Below are 20,802 nucleotides of genomic sequence, written 5' to 3' on the forward strand. Positions count from 1 at the left end.
CGCCGAAGCCCTGGTACGCGATGTCGATCATCGGGATGGCGCCCTTGGCGTTGGCCAGGTCTGTGACGTCGCCCCATTGCTGCATCGTCAGATTGGCGCCGGTCGGGTTGTGGCAGCAGCCGTGCAGCAGGATCACGTCGCCCGCTTTCACGCCGTCCAGGTCCTGCATCATGCCGTCGAAATCGACGCCGCCGGTGTCGTTGTCGAAATAGCGGTAGGGGACGTGTTCGATCCCCATGTGCTTGAGGATGCTGAGGTGGTTGGGCCAGGTCGGGTCCGACACGAAAACCCGGGCACCGGGGTTGGCCATCTTCACCAGGTCGAAGGCCTGCCGCACTGCGCCGGTGCCGCCGGGTGTCGCCACCGCCGCCACCGCATCGCGGGGCGCGGCATCGTCCAGGATCAGCCTGATCATCGCGTCGGAAAAGGCCGGGTCGCCGGCGAGGCCGACATAGGCCTTGGTCTCTTCCTCGTTCCACCATTCCTTTTCGGCGGCCTTGACGGCGCGCATGATCGGTGTGCGGCCTTCGGCATCCTTGTAGACACCGACGCCGAGGTCGATCTTGGTATCGCGCGGATCGTCCTTGTAGGCCTGCATCAGCGCGAGGATCTTGTCGGCGGGTTGTTCCTTGAGGTGTTCGAACATCAGGCTTCTCCGGTTGCGACGGAGACGGTGGGGAAAGCGCCCCATTCGGTCCATGATCCGTCATAAAGCGCGTGGTCGGTCTTGCCGATCCGTTCCAGCGCAAGGTTGATCACCGCGGCGGTCACGCCCGAGCCGCAGCTTGTGATGACGGGTTTCGACAAATCCGCCCCGGCCGCGTCGAAGATCGCGCGCAGCGCATCGGGGGATTTCATCGTGCCGTCATCGTTGAGCAGGGTGCTGTAGGCCACGTTGCGGGAATTGGGGATGTGCCCGGCACGCAGACCTTCGCGCGGTTCGGGTTCGTCCCCCCGGAATCGGCCAGGCGCGCGCGCGTCGAGGATGGTGTAATCGCCCAGCTTGGAGGCGGCGGCGACTTGCGTCACGTCCTTGACGCGGTGCGCTTCGCGCCGAACGGTCATGTGGCGGTCGCGGATCATCGGGGGCAGGTCCTCGGTCGGGCGGCCCTCGGCCAGCCACTTGGGCAAGCCGCCGTCCAAAACCGCCACATCGGTCTGGCCCATCAGGCGGAAGAGCCACCAGACGCGGGCCGCCGAAAAGAGGCCGTGGGTGTCGTAGACCACCACCTGGTGACCGTCGCCAACGCCCATCTGGCGCATGCGGGACATGAACTTTTCCACCGGCGGCGCCATGTGCGGCAGGTCCGAGCGGTGGTCGGAGATGTCGTCGATATCGAAGAAGCGCGCGCCGGGGATGTGCGCCTGGTCATATTCGGCGCGTGCATCGCGATCGACGCCGGGAAGGAAATACGTGGCATCCAGGATCCTGAGGTCGGGATCGGTAAGATGCGTGGCCAGCCAGTCGGTGGATACCAGTGTTTTCGGATCGTCGTTCGCCATGACAGCCCCCAGATGCGGTTGACAGTGACGTAGCGCGGGACGCGGGACAGTGCAAGCGAACGGGGTGTGTCGCAGGCCGGGTCAGCGGGTGAGGATGTTGCGCAAAAGACCGGCCGCCAGCAGGCAGGCGCCACCGCCGAGACCGCCCGCGGCCAGTTGCGTTATCAGGGCCGCAGGATCGAGGGCGGCGCTGTCCGGTGGTGTCTGAGCAAGCCCGCCAACGCCCAGCAGGGCAAGGGCATGGTTGCCCAACGCACCGCCGAGAACGCCGCTGAGGGAATTGATCAGAAGCCCGAGGTTAAGACGGGGAAGTAGGCCGCCGGCGATGTTGCCGCCGATGGCGCCTGCGATCAGACTGATCAGTAAGTCCATGCGTCCCGGTCCCCCGTGCAATCTCGCGTGTCGCTTCCAGAACGGGGGGAGAATAGCAAAAGTCGAGGCACCCGCAGAGAGTGCAAACCGACGCGCTTACATACCGTGGCGCAAAAGCCGCTGCTTCTGGCGGTTCCAGTCGCGCTTGGCCTCGGTCTGGCGCTTGTCGGTGTTCTTCTTGCCCTTGGCGATGCCGATCTTGATCTTGGCGATGCCGCGGTCGTTGAAATACATCACCAAGGGCACGAGGGTCATGCCCTTGCGCTGGGTCTCGTTCCACAGACGCGCCATTTCCTTGCGCGAAACCAATAGCTTGCGGCGCCGACGGTCCTCGTGACCGAAGGGCACGGCCTGCTCGTAGGGAGCGATGTAGCTGTTGACCAGCCAAAGCTCGCCATCCTCGACCGCGGCATAGCTTTCGGCGATGTTGGAGGTCTTCTGGCGCAGGGATTTGACCTCGGACCCTGCGAGCACCATGCCGCATTCCAGATCGTCCTCGATGGCATAGTCGTGCCGCGCCTTGCGGTTCTCGGCGACGACCTTGTAGTTCGGATTGATCTTGGGTTTCACCATGTCGGGCCTGCCTTGGGAACGTGCAAGGAACCAAGATAGACCCTGCGCGCCGGCCTTCCAACCCCTTCGGAGCGAATCGAAAGCTTAACACGGGGCGAGACGCGAAAACCGTGTCGGTATCGCGTCGGTATTTGCGGCTGTATCGCGTCGGTGCCATTGTCCGACCCCCACTTTTAGGCCACCGTGCGGTGCGGTTGACAGGCCGTGACCCGAGCCTATCCTTTCGGCAGAGCCAGGGGCGCCTTCGGGCTGAGATGTACCCTTTGAACCTGACCCAGATCATGCTGGCGGAGGAAGGCGCGACCGAAGCCGGTCGGACCCAGCCTTTTGCCGCAGCGAAAGGAGCCGGATGAACCCCGAGACAAACACCACAGCCAAGGGCCGGATCGCCAACATCCTGTCGGTCGCCGGGTCGGACCCGTCGGGCGGGGCCGGGGTGCAGGCGGACCTCAAGGCGATCTCGGCGAACGGGGCCTATGGCATGGCCGCGCTGACGGCGTTGACGGCGCAGAACACCCAAGGCGTGCAGGGCGTGCATCTGGTGCCGCCGGAGTTCGTGGCTGACCAGATCAGAGTGGTGGCCGAGGACGTGCGCATCGACGCGGTCAAGATCGGGATGATCGCCACGGCGGAGATCGCCCGGGCGGTGGCGGAGACCTTGCCGGACGTGCCGGTCGTGCTGGACCCGGTGATGGTGGCCAAGGGCGGCGCGTCGCTGTTGGCCGAGGATGCGGTGGCGGCGCTGCGCGAGGCGCTGGTACCGAAGGCGGCGGTGATCACGCCGAACCTGCCGGAGGCCGCGGCGCTGCTGGGCTGCGACGCGGCGGTGACGCGCGGCGCGATGGCCGAGCAGGCAGAGGCCTTGCGGGCGCTGGGCTGCGCGGCGGTGCTGCTGAAGGGTGGGCACCTTGATGGCGAAGAGAGCCCGGACGTGCTGGCCGATGCAAACGGTGTGCACTGGTTCGAGGGCGTGCGGGTCGACACGCGCAACACCCACGGCACGGGCTGCACCCTGTCGGCGGCGCTGGCGGCGCGGATCGGGCGGGGAGAGCCGGTGCCCGAGGCGGTGGCCGAGGCCAAGGCTTATGTCGCGCGGGCGATTGCTGGGGCCGGGGCGCTTGACGTGGGCTCGGGGCACGGGCCGACGCATCATTTCGCCGGGATATGGGCGTGACCTTTGTATTGGGGCGCATTCCGCCCCGGACCTGATCCGGGGCCTCTCGTCGCACGGTAACGAGACTGCCTTTGACGGATCGGGATCGGCCAATTCCCGCTCTGAGGAATCGCTGCTGGACGTGGTAGGCTTTGGCGAACCAAGCGGAGCCGCGTGCCATGTCTTCCTCCAGCGTCAGCCTTCTTGTCGGCACCACCAAGGGTGCCTTTATCCTGTCCTCAGGCGCAGGCCGCGACAGTTGGGACGTTACCGGCCCGCATTGCGACGGCTGGTGCATCAACCACATTGCGGGCGATCCCGACACCGGCACGATCTGGGCCGGGGGTGGCGGTGCGTTCTTCGGGGCGGGCGTGTGGCGGTCCGAGGATCAGGGCCGGACGTGGACGCTGGAGCGGCTGACGCGGGGGCAGATGGACGACTGGGCGGCGAACGATCCGGGCTTTGCCGAGATGATCGGCTGGACCGATGCGCCGCTGCCGTTCGACGGCAGCTTTGAACAGGTCTGGTCGCTGGGGTTCGCGCACGGGACGCTATACGCCGGAACGAAGCCCGCCACCTTGTTGAAGAGCACGGATCATGGCCGGACATGGGCCAAGGTGGATGCGTTGACCGAGCATCCATCTGCGAAGGATTGGAACCCCGGGGCCGCGGGGCTGGTCCTGCACAGTATCGTTTTCGACCCTGACGCGCCCCAAAAGCAGTGGATCGGGATTTCCGCCGCCGGGGTCTTTGCCACCGAGGATGGTGGCGCGAGTTGGGAGCGGCGCAACCGGCTGTCCAATGCCGAGACCTGCGGCGCGCATGACCATCCCGCCGCGCCGCGTGACGGCGAGACCGGGCATTGTGTGCACAACATCATGCGCGCGCCGGGCGACGCGGACCTGCTCTATCAGCAGAACCATCACGGCGTCTGGCGGTCGGCGGATGGCGGACGGTCGTGGGACGACATCACCCCGGGCCTGCCCTCGACCTTCGGCTTTCCGATCCGGGTGCATCCGCGCGATCCGCGTACGATCTGGACGCTGCCGCTGAATGGCGACATGGCGGGGCGGTATCCGCCCGATGCGGCCTGTGCTGTCTGGCGGTCGTGCGACGGGGGCGAGACATGGGAGGCGCTGCGCGAAGGGCTGCCGCAAAAGAACTGTTTCTTCACCGTGCTGCGGCAGGCCATGGCCGGGGACACGCAGGAGGCGCCGGGCCTTTATTTCGGGACCAATTCGGGGTCTGTCTTTGCCAGCCTTGACGAGGGCGACAGCTGGCGCGAGATTGCGCGGCACATGCCCACCATCCTGTCGGTCGAGGCGTTCGAGCCTGTGGGCTGAGCGCGCAGGACGGGAATTGAACAGTCGTTCATTTTCCTTTATGCACGCCCCGACCCCTTGCACGACTTCGGGAGACAGCCGATGCCCCAGCGCCCCGCCTTTGCCAAATGGCTTGACGACACCAACGACGTGACCGCCACCTTTCTTGCCGCCGGGCGTATTCCCGGGCTGGTCAACCTTGGCGGTGGCCTGCCGGGCACGGAAATCTGGCCGGTCGAGGACATGACGAAGCTGGCGACATCCGCCGTGGCCGATCATGCGGACGAGACGCTGGCCTATGCCCCCGTCGCTGGCCTGCCCAAGCTGCGGGACCTGATTGCGGCGCGGTATTCTGAAGGGGACCTGACGCTGACCCGCGACAACGTGTTGATCACCGCGGGCGGGGCGCAGGCGCTGAACCTCATTGGCACGGTTCTGCTGGAGGAAGGCAGCACGGTCGCCTCGCAGACGCCGGCCTATCTCGGCGCGCTCGACAACTGGCGGCCGCGGCAGCCGGTCTATCGCCCGATGCGACTGGAGGCGAACGACCTTGACCCGGTGGCGGCCATGACCGGCGCACAGTTTGCCTATACGGTGCCGAATTTTTCGAACCCGACGGGCAAGCTGGTGAATGCGGCGACGCGCCGGCGGCTGGTGGATGCCGCGCACCATACCGGCACCTGGCTGATCGAGGATGACCCCTACGGCACGCTTTATTATGACGACGCACCGATGCCGCGGATGCTGACGCTGTCGGCGGAGGAGGCCGGGGCGCCTTATGACGGGCCGGTGATCTATCTTGGCACGGTGTCCAAGGAGCTGGCGCCGGGTTTGCGGATCGGGTGGATCATCGCCGCGCCCGAGATGATCGAGGTGCTGAAGGCGGCCAAGCAGAGCGCCGACATGTGCACCAGCGGCCTGTGCCAGCAGATCACCCATGACGCCTTTGCAACCGGGCTGGCCGATGACATGCTGCCCAACATCCTCGACCTTTACCGTGCGCGGCGCGATGCACTGTGCGCGGCGATGGACGAACATTTGCCCGACCTGTTCACATGGGAGCGGCCGACGGGGGGCATGTTCGTCTGGGCCACGGCGAAGGACCCCGCGCTAGATACCAACCGGCTGATGGAGGTGGGGCTGGAGCATGGCGTGTGCATTTCGCCCTCGTCGGTGTTCGACCCCGAGGGGCGCGACCATAGCTCGATCCGCATCAACTTTACCTACAATACCGAGGACAAGCTGGTGACCGGTATCGAGCGCCTGGCGACAGCGACCCGCGCCGCGCTTGCGGAGGCGTGACCCTTTTGCTCTAACGGGCGGCAACGTGACTACCGGAGGCCGCCCATGGTCGACATCGCAACCCGTGTCTGGAACCACAAGTGGAAGATCGACCCGATCGTCCGGTCCCTGATCGACACCGATTTCTACAAGCTGCTGATGTGCCAGTCGGTGTTTCGCAACCGGCCCGACACCACCGTCACGTTTTCGCTGATCAACCGGACCAAGGATGTGCGGCTGGCCGAGCTGGTGGACGAGGGCGAGTTGCGCGAACAGTTGGACCATATCCGCTCGCTGTCGCTGTCGCGGGGGGAGTCGACGTGGATGCGCGGCAACACGTTCTATGGCAAGCGGCAGATGTTCACGCCCGAGTTCATGGACTGGTTCGAGAAGCTGCGGCTACCGCCCTATCACCTGGAAAAGCGCGACGGGCAGTACGAGCTGACCTTCGAGGGCAAGTGGCCCGAGGTGATGCTGTGGGAGATCCCGGCGCTGGCGGTGCTGATGGAGCTGCGCTCGCGCGCGGTGCTGCACGACATGGCGCGGTTCGAGTTGCAGGTGCTGTACGCCCGGGCAATGACCAAGCTGTGGGAAAAGGTCGAGCGGCTGCGCGGAGTCGAGGGGCTGCGGATCGCCGATTTCGGCACGCGACGGCGGCATTCCTTCCTGTGGCAGGACTGGTGCGTGCAGGCGATGACCGAACGGCTGGGCGACAATTTCGTGGGCACCTCAAACTGTCTGATCGCCAAGAATCGCGACCTCGAGGCGATCGGCACCAACGCGCACGAGCTGCCGATGGTCTATGCCGCGCTGGCCGAGGATGACGCGACGCTGGCGCGCGCGCCTTATGAGGTGCTGTCGGACTGGCACGACGAGCATGACGGCAACCTGCGGATCATCCTGCCCGATACATACGGTACCGAAGGGTTTCTGGACAAAGCGCCCGACTGGCTGGCCGGGTGGACGGGCATACGGATCGATTCAGGCGACCCGGCGACCGGGGCCGAGATCGCGATCCGGTGGTGGAAGGACCGGGGCGAGGACCCGACGCGGAAGCTGATCATCTTTTCCGATGGGCTGGACGAGGAGAAGATCCTGTCGCTGCACAAGCAGTTCGCGGGCCGCGTGCGGGTGTCGTTCGGGTGGGGGACGCTGTTGACCAACGATTTCCGCGGCCTGACGCCGGGGGATGCGCTGGCGCCTTTCAGCCTGGTCTGCAAGGCGGTGGCCGCCGATGGCAAGCCCACGGTGAAACTGTCGGACAACCCGCGCAAGGCGATGGGACCGGAGGACCAGATCGAGCGCTACAAGCGGGTCTTCGGGGTAGGGGACCAGGAGGAGATGGAGGTGGTGGTGTGAGCACCGCAATGCTCACCGGCATCCGCATCATCGAATTCGAGGGCCTTGGCCCCGCGCCCTTCGCGGCCATGATGCTGGCGGATTTAGGGGCGGAGGTGACGGTGATCCAGCGGCCCGGGTCTGCCAATCCGACGATGGGTGCGCACAACATGCTCGACCGGGGCAAGCGGGCGGTGGTGCTGGATCTCAAGGATCCCGGGGACATGGCGGCGGCGAAGGCGCTGGTGAGCGAAGCCGACGCCCTGATCGAGGGGTTGCGGCCCGGGGTGATGGAGCGGCTGGGGCTGGGGCCGGACGTGTTTGCCGAGAGCAATCCGAGGCTGGTTTATGGGCGGATGACCGGCTGGGGGCAGGACGGGCCCAAGGCGCATCTGGCGGGGCATGACTATAACTACATCGCCACGGCGGGGGCGCTTTACTATGCCTCGGTGCCCGGTGATGCGCCGCTGACGCCGCCGACGATCGTGGGGGATATCGGGGGCGGGGCGCTGTACCTTGTGGCCGGTATTCTGAGCGGTCTGCTGAACGCGCAGCGGACGGGCAAGGGCACCATGGTGGATGCGGCGATCACCGACGGGTCGGCGCATATGATGGCGCTCTTCATGGCGATGGCGGGGGGTGAAAACCTGTCGCGGGAGCGGGGGCAGAGCCTGCTGGACGCGCCGCCCTGGGGGCGGACCTATGCCTGTGCAGACGGGCAGTACCTGTCGGTGCAATGCTTGGAGCCGCAGTTCTATGCGCTTTTCCTTGACCTGCTGGGGCTGGAGGACGATCCGCTTTTCGTGGCGCAGTACGATCGGGCGCGGTGGCCAGAACAGTCGGCGCGGCTGTCGGCGCTGTTCGCGGCGCGGCCGGTCGCGCATTGGGCCGCGCTCTTTGACGACACGGACGCTTGCGTCGCGCCGGTGCTGAGCCCGTGGGAGGCGGCGGAGGATCCGCATATCGCCGCGCGGGGGATCTGGCACGCGGGAGAGACCGGGTTGCAACCGGCCCCGGCGCCGCGGTTCGACGGGCAGGCCCCGGCGCCGAACCCGACGCCAGAGCGGGGTCAGGACACCGAGGCGGTGCTGGAGAATTTGCGCGCGCGCGACCTGATCTGACGGTTTATTCCAGTCGCTTCCGTATGGTCGGGTATCCCGGACGTGGCCCGGGATCCCTTGCCACGAGAGGTCCCGGGTCAGGCCCGGGACGGGGCGTGCGGGGTCAGCCGCCGTGGACCTGTTTGCTGTCGGCGGGCGCCTCGTCGCGTTCGAACATGCCGTAGTCGCGGATCACCGACACGACGCGCAGGCGGTAATCGTCGAACATGATCTCGCGGCCGGCGCGCTGGGCGCCGCGATGCGCTTCGAGCCGGCGCCATTCGTCGAGGGCGGCCTCGTCGCGCCAGAAGCTGAGGGAGAGGAGTTTCTCGGGGTTCATCAGGCTTTGAAACCGCTCGACCGAGATGAAGCCGTCGATGCCTTCCGCAAGCGGTTTCATCTTGGCGGCCATGTCGAGATAGGCGTCTTTCTGGTCGGGGTGTGGCATGACCTCGAAGATGACGGCGATCATTTGGGGGCTCCTTCCTGTGGGTTTGAGACACATTTCAGGAAGGTGCGGTCCTCGCGCAAGAGGAACTTCTCGGATTGGGCGAAGGCGTAGTTTTCGCGCCCCAGCGGATCGGCGGCGAGGCGGGCGCGATAGGCTTCGTATTCGGCCAGGTCGGGGATGTTGTAGATGCCGTAGACCAGGGTCGAGGAGCCTTCGTGGGGGGCGAAATAGCCGATGAGGTCGGCGCCGCAGCGCGGGATCGCGGTGCCCCAGTTGCGGGCGTAGCGCGCGAGCTGGGCATGTTTGGTGGGGTCGATGTGGTAGCGGATGATGCAGGTGAGCATGGCCGGTCTCCTTGGATGGGTTCGGGAATGTTCTAGCCGATGGACAGGTTTTAATGGTTCGGTTATTGTCGAACTATGAAAGACGGACCTGACATATCCCGTGTAGCCGCGCTGATCGGAGATCCGGCGCGGGCGAATATCCTGACCGCGCTGATGAGCGGCAAGGCTCTGACCGCGAGCGAGCTGGCGGGCGAGGCGGGGGTGACGTTGCAGACGGCCTCGGCGCATCTGTCGAAGCTGGAAGGTGGCGGGCTGATCGCGCTGCGCCGCGAGGGGCGGCACAAGTATTTCCGGCTGGCGGGCGACGAGGTGGCGGATGTGCTGGAGGCGCTGATGGGGCTGGCCGCCGGGACCGGCGCGCTGCGCACACGACCGGGGCCGCGCGACCCGGAGATGCGGCGGGCGCGGGTCTGTTACAACCACCTGGCGGGCGACATGGGCACGCAGATGTATGATGCGCTACTGGCGCGGGGCGTGTTGCGGCGGAGCGGTGCGGCGCTGGAGCTGACGGCGGCGGGGCGGAGATTCGTGGCCGGGTTCGGGATCGACCTGAACGGTTTGCCGAAATCGCGGGCGCCGCTTTGCCGCGACTGCCTGGACTGGTCGGAGCGGCGGTCGCACCTGGCGGGGCAACTGGGGCGGGCGATGTTGAGCCGGATGGAGGAGATGGGTTGGGCGGCGCGGGTGACGGGTACGCGGGTGGTGCGGTTTTCGCGCGACGGAGAGGCGGCGTTTTCGGAGGTCTTTGGCGGGAGGTCGCGCCACGTTTGAGCGGCGCGTGGGTTTTCACCCACCCTACGCGTTCGGGACGGTTGCGCGTAGGCGCGGGCGTTGCCCTGCCGGTCAGGTGTTCAGGTGCCTCCGGCGGGAGTATTTGGGGAACAGTGAAAGCCGTGGGCATCGGTCCAGATTGCGGGGGCGATGAGACCAGTGTAGAGTTCAGCTTATGGCCATATCGGTGGAAAGCTTTTTCCTGTCGCCCGAGGCGGAAGGGACGTTGCAGGCGCAGATCCAGCAGATGATCGCGCAGGGCATCCTGTCGGGGCGATTCCGCAAAGGCGAGAAGCTGCCCTCTTCGCGCAGGATGGCCGAGCACCTTGGGGTGAGCCGGATCACGGTGACGCTGGCCTATACCGAGTTGCAGGCCAACGACTATCTGGAGAGCCGAGACCGGTCGGGGTATTTCGTGTCGCAGAACGCGCCGGAACCGCCGGCATTCACGCCAAGTGCGGCGAAGGGCGACATGATCGACTGGGGGCGGGCGATCGGGCGGCGTTACACCGGCGGGGCGACGCCGGAGAAGCCGCGGGATTGGTCGAGCTATCCCTACCCGTTCATTTTCGGTCAGACGGATCCGAGCCTGTTCGATCATGCAAGCTGGCGGCATTGCGCGCTGCGAGCGCTGGGGCAGAAGGAGTTCCAGGCGCTGGCGGCGGATGCCTATGACCAAGACGATCCCAAGCTGATCGAGTTCATCGCGCGGCATACGCTGCCACGACGGGGGATCCTGGCGGAGCCGGGAGAGATATTGCTGACGATGGGGGCGCAGAACGCGCTGTGGCTGACCGCGCAGGTGTTGCTGACGCAGCGGCGGACGGCGGCGGTGGAAGAGCCGTGTTACCACGCGCTGCGCGATATCCTGACGCAATCGCGTTGTCACATGGCGCCGGTGCCGGTGGATCGTGATGGGCTGCGGCCGCAGGCCCTGCCGGAGCGGGCGGAGGTGATTTTCACCACGCCGAGCCACCAGGCGCCGACGAATGCGACCATGCCGCTGGACCGGCGACAGGAGCTGCTGACCCGCGCGCGGGAGATGGAGGCGCTGATCGTCGAGGACGATTACGAGTTCGAGATCAGCTTTCTGCGCGCGCCGCTGCCATCGCTGAAATCGCTCGATACCGATGGGCGGGTGATTTACGTGGGCAGCTTTTCCAAGTCGATCTTTCCGGGGCTGCGGCTGGGTTACCTGGTGGGGCCGCAGGCGTTCATCCGCGAGGCGCGGGCTCTGCGGGCGAGCGTGCTGCGGCATCCGCCGGGGCATGTGCAGCGGACCACGGCCTATTTCCTGAGCCTGGGGCATTACGACAGCCTGATCCGGCGGATCGGCAAGGCCTATGCGCGGCGGCGGCAGGTGATGGAGACCGCGCTGGAGGATCAGGGCCTCGGCGTGGAAGGGCGCGGCGTGTTCGGCGGAAGCTCGATCTGGATGCGGGCGCCGGAGGGGGTGGATACCGAAGATCTTGCGCGCCGGTTGCAGGCCCGGGGCGTTCTGATCGAGCCGGGGCGGCCGTTCTTCGAGGCGGCGCGGGCGCCGCGGAATTTCTACCGGCTGGCCTATTCCTCGATTCCTTCGGAGCGGATTGCGGACGGGATCGGGATACTGGCGAATGAGCTGAGGGCGTAAGGCCAGTTGGGGCCTTGGTGCGGAATCGCTCGAACGCCTTGTTCAAAAGGCGGAAACGGACCTTGGCCGGACGCGCCACATGTCGATTTTGCTGATTTTTGAGACCCAAAGTCTCAATAAAAATCCTCTCTGGCTATAGTATGCAGCGGAAACTGGCCCTAGAATGGGGGTGACTGCAAGGGTAGCTTCCCCTCAAACCGCGCCGGGGGAGGACCGGCCCTTTTCCAATGTTCAGGAGCACTGTCATGAAGATGACCACCGAAGAAGCCTTTGTCAAAACGCTGCAACGTCATGGGATCCAGCACGCGTTCGGGATCATCGGGTCGGCGATGATGCCGATCTCGGACTTGTTCCCGAAGGCCGGGATCACGTTTTGGGACTGTGCGCACGAAGGCAGCGCGGGGATGATGGCCGATGGCTATACCCGTGCGACCGGCAAAATGAGCATGATGATTGCCCAGAACGGGCCGGGGATCACCAATTTCGTGACCGCCGTGAAGACCGCCTATTGGAACCACACGCCGCTTTTGCTGGTGACGCCGCAGGCGGCCAACAAGACCATCGGACAGGGCGGGTTCCAGGAAGTCGAGCAGATGAAGCTGTTCGAGGACATGGTGGCCTATCAGGAAGAGGTGCGTGACCCGACGCGGGTGGCCGAGGTGTTGGCGCGGGTGATCAGCCAGGCCAAGCGCCTGTGCGGTCCGGCGCAGATCAACATCCCGCGCGATTTCTGGACGCAGGTGGTGGATATCGAGATCCCCCAGGCGATCGAATTCGAGGTCAGCCCCGGTGGCACCAAGTCTGTGGCCGAGGCCGCCGCGCTGTTGAGCGAGGCCAAGAACCCGGTGATTTTGAACGGTGCGGGCGTCGTGCTGTCCAAGGGCGGGATCGAGGCGTCGATGGAGCTGGCCGAGCGGCTGACCGCGCCGGTCTGCGTGGGCTATCAGCACAATGACGCGTTCCCGGGCTCGCATCCGCTGTTTGCCGGGCCGCTGGGCTATAACGGCAGCAAGGCGGGGATGGAGCTGATCAAGGAGGCGGACGTGGTGCTGTGCCTGGGCACGCGGCTGAACCCGTTTTCCACCCTGCCGGGCTATGGCATGGAATACTGGCCTGCCAATGCGAAGATCATCCAGGTGGATATCAACCCCAACCGGATCGGCCTGACCAAGAAGGTGACCGTGGGGATCGTGGGCGATGCGGCCAAGGTGGCGCAGGGTATCCTGAAGAACCTGAGCGAGACGGCGGGGGATCACGAGCGCGACGCGCGCAAGGCGAAGATTGCCGAGACCAAGAGCAAATGGGCGCAGCAGCTGGCCAGCATGGACCACGAGGATGACGACCCCGGCACCACGTGGAACGAGCGGGCGCGGGATGCCAAGCCCGACTGGATGAGCCCGCGCATGGCGTGGCGGGCCATTCAGGGCGCGCTGCCGCGAAATGCGATCATTTCCAGCGATATCGGCAACAACTGTGCAATCGGCAATGCGTACCCCGATTTCGACGAGGGGCGGAAATACCTGGCGCCGGGGCTGTTCGGGCCCTGTGGATACGGCCTGCCCGCCATCGTGGGGGCCAAGATCGGGTGCCCGGACGTGCCCGTTGTGGGCTTTGCCGGGGACGGTGCGTTCGGCATCGCGGTCAACGAGCTGACCGCAATCGGCCGGAGCGAGTGGCCGGGGATCACGCAGATCGTTTTCCGCAACTACCAGTGGGGGGCGGAAAAGCGGAACTCCACGCTTTGGTTCGACGACAACTTCGTGGGCACGGAACTGGACGATGACGTGAGCTATGCCGGGATCGCCCAGGCCTGCGGGCTGAAAGGTGTCGTGGCGCGGACCATGGACGAACTGACAGATGCGCTGAACACGGCGATCAAGGAGCAGATGGAGAACGGCACGACAACGCTGATCGAGGCGATGATCAACCAGGAGCTGGGCGAGCCGTTCCGCCGGGATGCCATGAAGAAACCGGTGGAAGTGGCCGGGATCAGCGCCGACGACATGGTCGAGCAACGGGTCTGAGACGTCGCAATCCTGTGGCCCCGCGGGCATACTCTTGCCACGCGGGGCCGATCAGGGCCCTGGACAGAGCGACAGGACAAGACATGACAGACCGATATCCCTTTCTCGCCGCAAGTGAACCCACGTGCCCGCCTTCGTTGTTGGCGCGGGCGCAAGGCTTGCCGCGGCCGCGTGTGGCGCTGGTGAATGCCGGGGCGCCGAACCCGTTGCAGGGCATCCGAGAGGCGGCCGAGGCCGGTCTGGCCGACCCGGTGCTGATCGGGGACAGCGACAAGATCAAGGCTGTGGCGAAAGAGATCGGGTGGGATATCGCGGGGCTGCCGCTGATCCATGCGCCGAAGGAGACAGCCGCGCCGGTGGCGGCCGAGATGGCGCGGACCGGCGAGGTGGGCGCGATCATGAAAGGACAGATTCATACCTCGACCTTTCTGAAAGGCCTGCTGCCGTCGGCGGCGGGGCTGCGCGAGAAAGGCACGCGCTGCGGGCATGTGTTTCACATCACGATGCCGGGGTCCGAGCGGCCCCTCTTGTTGACCGATGCGGCGCTGAATGTGGACCCGGACGTTGAGACGCGGCAGGCGTGCCTGAGCCATGCGGTGATGCTGGCCTACAAGCTGGGGATCGAGCGGCCAAAGGCGGGGATATTGGCCCCGACCGAGGACCCGATCCCGACGGTGCCCAACACGATGGAGGCGGTCGAGATCGCGGAGTGGGCGCAGGGCGCGCTGCCGGGGGCGGTGGTGCAGGGGCCGATGGCGATGGACCTGATCCTGTCGAAGGCGGCGGCAGAGGCGAAGAATTATGAGTCGGAAGTGTCGGGCGATGCCGACATCATGCTGACGCCGAACATCACCACGGGCAACGCGCTGTTCAAGCTGATGTCGTTCGGCATGGGGTGCTGTTGTGCCGGCGTGGTGCTGGGCGCGAAGGTGCCGATATTGCTGACCAGCCGGGCGCAGGGCGCGGAAGAGCGCATCGCCTCGGCGGCGCTGGGCGTGATCGGGGGGGCGGCATGATCCTGGTCGTCAATGCCGGGTCGTCCTCGATCAAGGTGGAGTTGTTCACGCCTGCGCTGGAGTCGGTTCTGTCGGGGTCGGTGACAGAGATTGGCGGACAGGGGCGGCTGAGCCTGGGGGGTGAGACGCAGGACGTTTCGGTTGCGGACCATACGGCGGCGTTGGGTTTGATCCTGGAGAAGTTGGAGGCGGCGGGGCACCCGGTGTCGTCGCTCGCGGCGGCGGGTCATCGCGTGGTGCATGGCGGGGCGCATCTGACGGCGCCGGAGCGGCTGACCGACGAGGTGATTGCGAGGATCGAGGCGGTGGTGCCGCTGGCGCCGCTGCACAATCCGCACAACCTGTCAGGGGTGCGGGCGCTTGCCGGGCTGGCGCCGGACCTGCCGCAATTCGCCAGTTTCGACACGGCGTTTCATGCGACCAACTCCGACGTGGCGGTGACCTATGCCCTGCCGCGAGCGGAGCGGGACAAGGGCATAAGGCGGTACGGGTTTCATGGCCTGTCCTATGCCGGGATGGTCATGCATTTCGGGGATGACCTGCCGCAGCGGTTGCTGGGGCTGCATCTTGGGAATGGCGCGAGCCTGTGCGCGATGGTCGAGGGAAAGTCTGTGGCGAATTCGATGGGGTACTCGCCGCTGGATGGCCTTGTGATGGGCACTCGGACGGGGTGCATCGACGGGATGGCAGTGCTGCGACTGGCCGAGGATCACGGGATCGAGGGCGCGGGCACGATCCTGAACAAGGAAAGCGGGCTGAAGGGGCTGGCCGGGACGAATGACATGGCCACTCTGTTAAGTCGCGATGATGAGGATGCGCGGTTCGCCGTCGAGCATTTCTGCTACTGGGCGGCGCGGCAGGCCGGGTCCGCTATTGCCGCGATGCATGGCGTGGACGCGGTGGCGTTTACCGGGGGCATTGGCGAGAACGCCGCGACGATACGGGACCGTATCATGGAGCATCTGAAGTGGCTGGGTGAGATCCCTGTGCACGTGGTGCCCGCCGACGAGGAACGGCAGATTGCGCGAGATGTGGTCGGGCTGTTGCCCGGCTGAGCGCATGAGATTTTCGGCTTTCCCGGCAAAACGCTTCGGGAAAGCGAACGAACCGAGAGAAGCGGTCGCGGGGCGGTGCGAACTGGCCTAGCGTGACCGGGACAAGCCAAGGGAGGCGACGACATGCTGGATCAGCCCAAACTGGACACCTCGCCCAAGGTGTCCGACGAGGTGCGCAAGACGACCTGCTACATGTGCGCCTGCCGCTGCGGGATCAACGTGCACATGAAGGATGGCAAAGTTGCCTATATCGAGGGCAACCGCGACCACCCTGTGAACAAGGGCGTGCTGTGCGCCAAGGGCAGTGCGGGGATCATGCAGCACAACGCGCCGTCGCGTCTGCGGGCGCCGCTGAAGCGGGTCGGGCCGAGGGGGTCGGGCGAGTTCGAGGAAATCAGCTGGGACGAGGCGCTGGAGATCGCCACCGGCTGGCTGGAGCCGCTGCGGCAGGAGGCGCCGGAGAAGCTGGCGTTCTTCACCGGGCGAGACCAGAGCCAGAGCTTCACCAGTTTCTGGGCGCAGAATTTCGGGACGCCGAACTATGCCGCGCATGGCGGGTTTTGCAGCGTCAACATGGCAGCGGCGGGCATCTACACGATGGGCGGCGCGTTCTGGGAGTTCGGGCAGCCGGACTGGGAGAATACGAAGCTGTTCATGATTTTCGGCGTGGCCGAGGACCATGACAGCAACCCGATCAAGATGGGGCTCGGGCGGGTGAAGGAACGCGGCGCCAAGGTGATCGGGGTGAACCCGATCCGGTCGGGATATAACGCGGTTGCCGACGAGTGGGTCGGGATCACGCCGGGGACCGATGGGCTGTTCATCCTTGCGCTGGTGCATGAATTGCTGCGCGCGGGGAAGATCGACCTGCGGTATCTTGCGGAATACACCAATGCCCCGGTGCTGGTGAATTGCGATGCCAGCTCGCCGGACCACGGCCTGCTGATGCGCGACGAGAACGGCAAGCTTCTGGTGATCGACCGGGTCACCGGGGAGCCTGCGGCGTTCGACAAGAAGGGCGTGAAGCCGGACCTGTCGGCCAGCTATGAAAAGGATGGCGTGACGCACCGGCCGGTGATGCACCTGCTGGCAGAGCGGTACATGGGCAAGGAGTATGCGCCCGAGGCGGTGGCGGAGCGGTGCGGCGTGAGTGCGCGGCGTATCCGGGCGATTGCCGCGGAGCTGGCGCGCGTGGCCTTTGAGGAAGAGATCGTGCTGGAACGGGAGTGGACGGATTTTCGGGGCCAGACGCACAAGACCATGGTGGGCCGCCCGGTGAGCTTTCACGCGATGCGCGGGATCTCGGCGCATTCGAATGGGTTCCAGACCTGCCGGAGCCTGCACCTGTTGCAGATTCTGCTGGGGTCGGTCGAGGTGCCTGGTGGGTTCCGGTTCAAGCCGCCTTATCCCAAGCCGGTCAGCATCCACCCGACGCCGCATTGCAAGGTGACGCCGGGCAAGCCTTTGGACGGCCCGCACCTGGGGTTCGTGCGCGGGCCGGAAGACCTGGCGCTGAAGGAAGACGGCACACCTGCGCGGATCGACAAGGCGTTCACCTGGGAGAACCCGATGAGCGCGCATGGCATGATGCATATGGTCATCAGCAATGCCCATGCGGGGGACCCCTACAAGATCGACACGCTGTTCATGTACATGGCGAACATGGCGTGGAATTCCACGATGAATACGCGCGGCGTGATCGACATGCTGACCGACACCGATGAGGACGGCGAGTACGTCATTCCGCACATCATCTATTCGGATGCGTATAGTTCCGAGATGGTCGCCTATTCCGATCTGATTCTGCCCGACACGACCTATCTGGAGCGACATGATTGCATCAGCCTGCTGGACCGCCCGATCTGCGAGGCGGATGCCGCCGCTGACGCCATCCGCTGGCCGGTGGTTGAACCGGACCGCGACGTGAAGGGGTTTCAGACGGCGCTGGTGCTGCTGGCCAACAAGATGAAGCTGCCGGGGTTCACCAACGAGGATGGCAGCGCCAAGTGGGCGGATTACGCCGATTACATCGTCAACCACGAACGCAAGCCGGGCATTGGCCCACTGGCCGGGTGGCGCAAGGGCGAGGACGGGCTGACCCACGGGCGCGGGGCGCCGAACGAGGACCAGCTGAAGACGTATATCGAGAATGGCGGGTTCTTCGTGAACCATATCGCCAAGGAACACGCCTATATGAAGCCGTGGAACATGGGCTATCAGGAATGGGCGGTGGGCATGGGTCTCTATGACAGCCCGCAGCCCTATATCTTTGACCTTTATGCCGAGACGATGCGCAAGTTCCAGCTGGCCGCCGAGGGGCATGGGGAGCGGCAGCCGCCTGAGCACCTGCGCGAGCGGATCAAGGCGACGCTGGACCCGCTGCCGGTGTGGTATCCGCCCTTCGAGGACGGGCATGTGGACCCGGTGGAATATCCCGTGCACGCGCTGACGCAGCGGCCTATGGCGATGTATCACTCGTGGGGGTCGCAGAATGCGTGGCTGCGGCAGATCCATGGGCGCAATCCGCTGTATCTGCCGACCAAGATATGGGAGGCGAACGGCTTTGCCGAGGGGGATTGGGCGCGTGTGACCTCGGCCCATGGCGAGATCACGGTGCCGGTGGCGCATATGGCGGCGCTGAACGAGAACACGGTCTGGACGTGGAACGCGATCGGCAAGCGCAAGGGCGCCTGGGCGCTGGAAAAGGACGCGCCGGAGGCGACGAAGGGGTTTCTGCTGAACCATCTCATTCACGAGCTTTTGCCGCCCAAGGGCGACGGGCTGCGCTGGGCGAACAGTGATCCGGTGACCGGACAGGCGGCATGGTTCGACCTGCGCGTGAAGATCGAGAAGACGGCGGCCCCCGACGAGGTGCATCCGACATTCGCGCCGATCCGGTCGCCGGTGGGGACCGGGCCGGATGAGTTGCGCTGGAAGGTGGGCAAATGAGCGCGGGAATTTTCTGCCCAGAAAATTGCCAAGACTTTTCGAAAAGTCTTGGGCGGAAAATGCGTATTTTCCGGCCCATTTTCTGCGCGGAACTTGGGTGTGCGGAGGTGCGGCGGTGAGCGGCAAGACCCTGACATTGATTGCCATACTGGCCTTCGTGATCTTCGTGGTCGGAACCTTCGTGTGGTTCATCGGCAATTGGAATTCGAGCGAGGATGCGCCCCAGAGCGGTGGCGTCCCAGCCAAGACAGAGGAGCGGCAGGCATGACGACGCTTCCCGAAACGACGCAGCGCAAAATGGGGCTGGTGATTGACCTCGACACGTGCGTCGGCTGTCACGCCTGCGTGGTCAGCTGCAAGGGGTGGAACACCGAGAATTACGGCGCGCCGCTGAGCGATCAGGACCCTTATGGGGACGACCCGCGCGGCACGTTCCTGAACCGGGTGCATTCCTACGAGGTGCAGCCCCTGGCCGAGAGCGGGATGCCGCATCCGGCGGCGCAGCTCATTCACTTCCCGAAGTCGTGCCTGCATTGCGAGGACGCACCATGCGTGACCGTATGTCCAACCGGCGCCAGCTATAAACGGGTCGAGGACGGGATCGTTCTGGTGAACGAGAGCGATTGCATCGGCTGCGGGCTGTGTGCCTGGGCCTGTCCCTATGGCGCGCGCGAGATGGACGAGGCCGAGGGCGTGATGAAGAAATGCACGCTGTGCGTCGACCGGATCTACAACGACAACCTGCCCGAGGAGGACCGGGTGCCGGCCTGCGTGCGGACCTGTCCGGCGGGGGCAAGGCATTTCGGGGATCTGGGCGATCCTGACAGCGACGTGTCCAAGCTGGTCGCGGAACGCGGCGGCATGGACCTGATGCCGGAACAGGGCACGAAACCCGTGAACCAGTACCTGCCGCCCCGGCCCAAGGACCGCGTGATGGCCGCGCCAGACGCGCAGATCGACGTGCTGGCGCCGCTGCTGGCCCCCGTGGCGGAAGAGCCGAAAGGGTTCATCGGCTGGCTTGATAAAGCGCTGGAGAAGATCTGATGCATCCCGCACCGTCCGTTATCGTATTCACCACGCTGTCGGGCCTTGGATTCGGCCTGCTCTTTTGGCTTGGGCTTGGGGTCATCGTGCCAACCGGATGGGTCGCGTTCACGTTCTTCGTGATTGCCTACCTGCTGGCGGTGGGTGGGCTGATGGCCTCAACTTTTCACCTGGGCCACCCTGAGCGGGCGCTGAAGGCGTTCACTCAATGGCGGTCCTCGTGGCTGAGCCGGGAGGGGGTGTCGTCGGTCGCGGCGCTGGTCGTGATGGCGATCTATGGCGCGGGGCTGGTGTTTTTCGACACGGCCTGGTTGCTGGTGGGCATCACCGGCGCTGTGCTGTCGGCGGTGACGGTGTTCACCACCTCGATGATCTATACGCAGATGAAGACGGTGCCGCGCTGGAATACGCCGCTGACGCCGCTTTTGTTCATGGCGATTGCACTGGCCGGGGGCGCATTACTGGCGGGACAGGTGGCGATTGCGCTGATCCTGATACCAATTGCGGCGCTGGCGCAGGTGGCTTGGTGGCTGCGCGGGGACCGCGCGTTCGCGCAGAGCGGGACGGATATGGCGACGGCCACGGGATTGGGCAATATCGGCACCGTGCGGGCATTCGAGCCGCCGCATACCGGCAACAACTACCTGCTGCGGGAATTCGTCTATGTGGTGGGGAGAAAGCACGCGCAGAAGCTTCGGATGATCGCGCTCTTGTTCGGGTACACGATTCCTTTCGTGCTGCTGCTGGTCCCGTTTTCGCATATAGCGGCGCTGGTGGCCGTGTTGGCGCATCTGGGCGGGATCGCGGCGTCGCGCTGGCTGTTTTTTGCGGAGGCCGAGCATGTGGTCGGCCTCTACTACGGCAAGCGTTAGG

The 20,802-nt window shown here is 65.5% G+C and carries 20 protein-coding genes and 1 riboswitch; of the genes, 14 read left to right on the plus strand and 6 right to left on the minus strand.

The window, feature by feature from the left end; translation table 11 throughout:
* The 4 genes from XM53_RS06150 to smpB all read right to left on the minus strand — a co-directional run.
* A partial coding sequence (locus tag XM53_RS06150) for an aminotransferase class I/II-fold pyridoxal phosphate-dependent enzyme (protein WP_144435477.1) occupies positions 1-646 on the minus strand: 646 nt, incomplete at its 3' end.
* The gene (sseA, locus tag XM53_RS06155; protein ID WP_057791389.1) at positions 646-1,503 is read right to left on the minus strand and encodes a 3-mercaptopyruvate sulfurtransferase; all 858 of its coding nucleotides are present in this window, start codon (positions 1,501-1,503) and stop codon (positions 646-648) included. The genes sseA and XM53_RS06150, both read right to left, overlap by 1 nt.
* A gap of 81 nt (positions 1,504-1,584) precedes the next feature.
* A complete protein-coding gene (locus XM53_RS06160; RefSeq protein ID WP_057791391.1) occupies positions 1,585-1,875 on the minus strand; it encodes a hypothetical protein in 291 nt (96 codons plus the stop codon).
* Between the two features lie 96 nt (positions 1,876-1,971).
* Positions 1,972-2,448, minus strand: coding sequence for an SsrA-binding protein SmpB (smpB, locus tag XM53_RS06165; RefSeq protein WP_057791393.1), 477 nt, complete (start codon positions 2,446-2,448; stop codon positions 1,972-1,974).
* 224 nt (positions 2,449-2,672) lie between these two features.
* Positions 2,673-2,761: riboswitch (TPP riboswitch) on the plus strand.
* Positions 2,762-2,797: 36 nt separating this feature from the next.
* Here smpB and thiD point away from each other — a divergent pair.
* The 5 genes from thiD (at position 2,798) to XM53_RS06190 (ending at position 8,663) form a co-directional block, all read left to right on the plus strand.
* On the plus strand, positions 2,798-3,622 hold the full coding sequence (thiD, locus tag XM53_RS06170; RefSeq protein ID WP_057791395.1) for a bifunctional hydroxymethylpyrimidine kinase/phosphomethylpyrimidine kinase: 825 nt from the start codon (positions 2,798-2,800) through the stop codon (positions 3,620-3,622).
* 158 nt (positions 3,623-3,780) lie between these two features.
* A complete protein-coding gene (locus XM53_RS06175; RefSeq protein WP_057791397.1) occupies positions 3,781-4,944 on the plus strand; it encodes a WD40/YVTN/BNR-like repeat-containing protein in 1,164 nt (387 codons plus the stop codon).
* Between the two features lie 81 nt (positions 4,945-5,025).
* Entirely contained in the window at positions 5,026-6,225 is a 1,200-nt protein-coding gene (locus tag XM53_RS06180; protein ID WP_057791399.1) for an aminotransferase-like domain-containing protein, read from the plus strand.
* 45 nt (positions 6,226-6,270) lie between these two features.
* Positions 6,271-7,563, plus strand: a complete 1,293-nt coding sequence (gene pncB / locus XM53_RS06185) for a nicotinate phosphoribosyltransferase (protein WP_057791401.1) — start codon at positions 6,271-6,273, stop codon at positions 7,561-7,563.
* A gap of 8 nt (positions 7,564-7,571) precedes the next feature.
* Positions 7,572-8,663 carry a CaiB/BaiF CoA transferase family protein gene (locus XM53_RS06190; protein ID WP_057791403.1) on the plus strand — a complete coding sequence of 364 codons (1,092 nt, stop codon included), beginning with the start codon at positions 7,572-7,574 and terminating at the stop codon, positions 8,661-8,663.
* 103 nt (positions 8,664-8,766) lie between these two features.
* Here the strand turns inward: XM53_RS06190 and XM53_RS06195 are convergent, their stop codons facing one another.
* Together XM53_RS06195 and XM53_RS06200 are read right to left on the minus strand one after the other, a co-directional pair.
* Positions 8,767-9,114, minus strand: a complete 348-nt coding sequence (locus XM53_RS06195; protein WP_057791404.1) for an antibiotic biosynthesis monooxygenase family protein — start codon at positions 9,112-9,114, stop codon at positions 8,767-8,769.
* A complete protein-coding gene (locus XM53_RS06200; protein ID WP_057791407.1) occupies positions 9,111-9,437 on the minus strand; it encodes an NIPSNAP family protein in 327 nt (108 codons plus the stop codon). The genes XM53_RS06195 and XM53_RS06200 overlap by 4 nt, the downstream gene beginning before the upstream one ends.
* Before the next feature lie 75 nt (positions 9,438-9,512).
* Here XM53_RS06200 and XM53_RS06205 point away from each other — a divergent pair, with 75 nt between their 5' ends.
* The 9 genes from XM53_RS06205 to XM53_RS06245 all read left to right on the plus strand — a co-directional run bounded on the left by XM53_RS06205 (position 9,513) and on the right by XM53_RS06245 (position 20,801).
* On the plus strand, positions 9,513-10,208 hold the full coding sequence (locus XM53_RS06205; RefSeq protein WP_057791409.1) for an ArsR/SmtB family transcription factor: 696 nt from the start codon (positions 9,513-9,515) through the stop codon (positions 10,206-10,208).
* Positions 10,209-10,383: 175 nt separating this feature from the next.
* A complete protein-coding gene (pdxR, locus tag XM53_RS06210) occupies positions 10,384-11,841 on the plus strand; it encodes a MocR-like pyridoxine biosynthesis transcription factor PdxR (protein ID WP_057791411.1) in 1,458 nt (485 codons plus the stop codon).
* 245 nt (positions 11,842-12,086) lie between these two features.
* Positions 12,087-13,865 (plus strand): sulfoacetaldehyde acetyltransferase, encoded by a 1,779-nt coding sequence (xsc, locus tag XM53_RS06215; RefSeq protein ID WP_057791413.1) that lies wholly within the window; start codon positions 12,087-12,089, stop codon positions 13,863-13,865.
* Between the two features lie 158 nt (positions 13,866-14,023).
* Positions 14,024-14,881 (plus strand): phosphate acyltransferase, encoded by an 858-nt coding sequence (locus XM53_RS06220; RefSeq protein ID WP_236544431.1) that lies wholly within the window; start codon positions 14,024-14,026, stop codon positions 14,879-14,881.
* Positions 14,878-15,936 (plus strand): acetate/propionate family kinase, encoded by a 1,059-nt coding sequence (locus tag XM53_RS06225; RefSeq protein ID WP_057791417.1) that lies wholly within the window; start codon positions 14,878-14,880, stop codon positions 15,934-15,936. The genes XM53_RS06220 and XM53_RS06225 overlap by 4 nt, the downstream gene beginning before the upstream one ends.
* Positions 15,937-16,059: 123 nt before the next feature.
* Positions 16,060-18,885: a molybdopterin oxidoreductase family protein gene (locus XM53_RS06230; protein ID WP_057791419.1), complete on the plus strand. Its 2,826-nt coding sequence runs from the start codon at positions 16,060-16,062 to the stop codon at positions 18,883-18,885.
* 115 nt (positions 18,886-19,000) lie between these two features.
* Positions 19,001-19,153, plus strand: a complete 153-nt coding sequence (locus XM53_RS22975; protein WP_144435478.1) for a DUF2244 domain-containing protein — start codon at positions 19,001-19,003, stop codon at positions 19,151-19,153.
* Complete coding sequence (locus XM53_RS06240) at positions 19,150-19,929, plus strand: 4Fe-4S dicluster domain-containing protein (RefSeq protein WP_057791422.1); 780 nt, start codon at positions 19,150-19,152, stop codon at positions 19,927-19,929. Before XM53_RS22975 ends, XM53_RS06240 begins: the two co-directional genes overlap by 4 nt.
* On the plus strand, positions 19,929-20,801 hold the full coding sequence (locus XM53_RS06245) for a dimethyl sulfoxide reductase anchor subunit family protein (RefSeq protein WP_057791425.1): 873 nt from the start codon (positions 19,929-19,931) through the stop codon (positions 20,799-20,801). Before XM53_RS06240 ends, XM53_RS06245 begins: the two co-directional genes overlap by 1 nt.
* Position 20,802: the final 1 nt, after the last annotated feature.

It is taken from the genome of Roseovarius atlanticus (assembly GCF_001441615.1).
Lineage (GTDB): Bacteria > Pseudomonadota > Alphaproteobacteria > Rhodobacterales > Rhodobacteraceae > Roseovarius > Roseovarius atlanticus.

Excerpts from the sequence above, each read along its gene's own strand:
- sseA (WP_057791389.1), bottom strand. The coding sequence starts at position 1,503 with ATGGCGAACGACGATCCGAAAACACTGGTATCCACCGACTGGCTGGCC.
- XM53_RS06160 (WP_057791391.1), bottom strand. The coding sequence starts at position 1,875 with ATGGACTTACTGATCAGTCTGATCGCAGGCGCCATCGGCGGCAACATC.
- smpB (WP_057791393.1), bottom strand. The coding sequence starts at position 2,448 with ATGGTGAAACCCAAGATCAATCCGAACTACAAGGTCGTCGCCGAGAAC.
- thiD (WP_057791395.1), top strand. The coding sequence starts at position 2,798 with ATGAACCCCGAGACAAACACCACAGCCAAGGGCCGGATCGCCAACATC.
- XM53_RS06175 (WP_057791397.1), top strand. The coding sequence starts at position 3,781 with ATGTCTTCCTCCAGCGTCAGCCTTCTTGTCGGCACCACCAAGGGTGCC.
- XM53_RS06180 (WP_057791399.1), top strand. The coding sequence starts at position 5,026 with ATGCCCCAGCGCCCCGCCTTTGCCAAATGGCTTGACGACACCAACGAC.
- pncB (WP_057791401.1), top strand. The coding sequence starts at position 6,271 with ATGGTCGACATCGCAACCCGTGTCTGGAACCACAAGTGGAAGATCGAC.
- XM53_RS06190 (WP_057791403.1), top strand. The coding sequence starts at position 7,572 with ATGCTCACCGGCATCCGCATCATCGAATTCGAGGGCCTTGGCCCCGCG.
- XM53_RS06195 (WP_057791404.1), bottom strand. The coding sequence starts at position 9,114 with ATGATCGCCGTCATCTTCGAGGTCATGCCACACCCCGACCAGAAAGAC.
- XM53_RS06200 (WP_057791407.1), bottom strand. The coding sequence starts at position 9,437 with ATGCTCACCTGCATCATCCGCTACCACATCGACCCCACCAAACATGCC.
- XM53_RS06205 (WP_057791409.1), top strand. The coding sequence starts at position 9,513 with ATGAAAGACGGACCTGACATATCCCGTGTAGCCGCGCTGATCGGAGAT.
- pdxR (WP_057791411.1), top strand. The coding sequence starts at position 10,384 with ATGGCCATATCGGTGGAAAGCTTTTTCCTGTCGCCCGAGGCGGAAGGG.
- xsc (WP_057791413.1), top strand. The coding sequence starts at position 12,087 with ATGAAGATGACCACCGAAGAAGCCTTTGTCAAAACGCTGCAACGTCAT.
- XM53_RS06225 (WP_057791417.1), top strand. The coding sequence starts at position 14,878 with ATGATCCTGGTCGTCAATGCCGGGTCGTCCTCGATCAAGGTGGAGTTG.
- XM53_RS06230 (WP_057791419.1), top strand. The coding sequence starts at position 16,060 with ATGCTGGATCAGCCCAAACTGGACACCTCGCCCAAGGTGTCCGACGAG.
- XM53_RS06240 (WP_057791422.1), top strand. The coding sequence starts at position 19,150 with ATGACGACGCTTCCCGAAACGACGCAGCGCAAAATGGGGCTGGTGATT.
- XM53_RS06245 (WP_057791425.1), top strand. The coding sequence starts at position 19,929 with ATGCATCCCGCACCGTCCGTTATCGTATTCACCACGCTGTCGGGCCTT.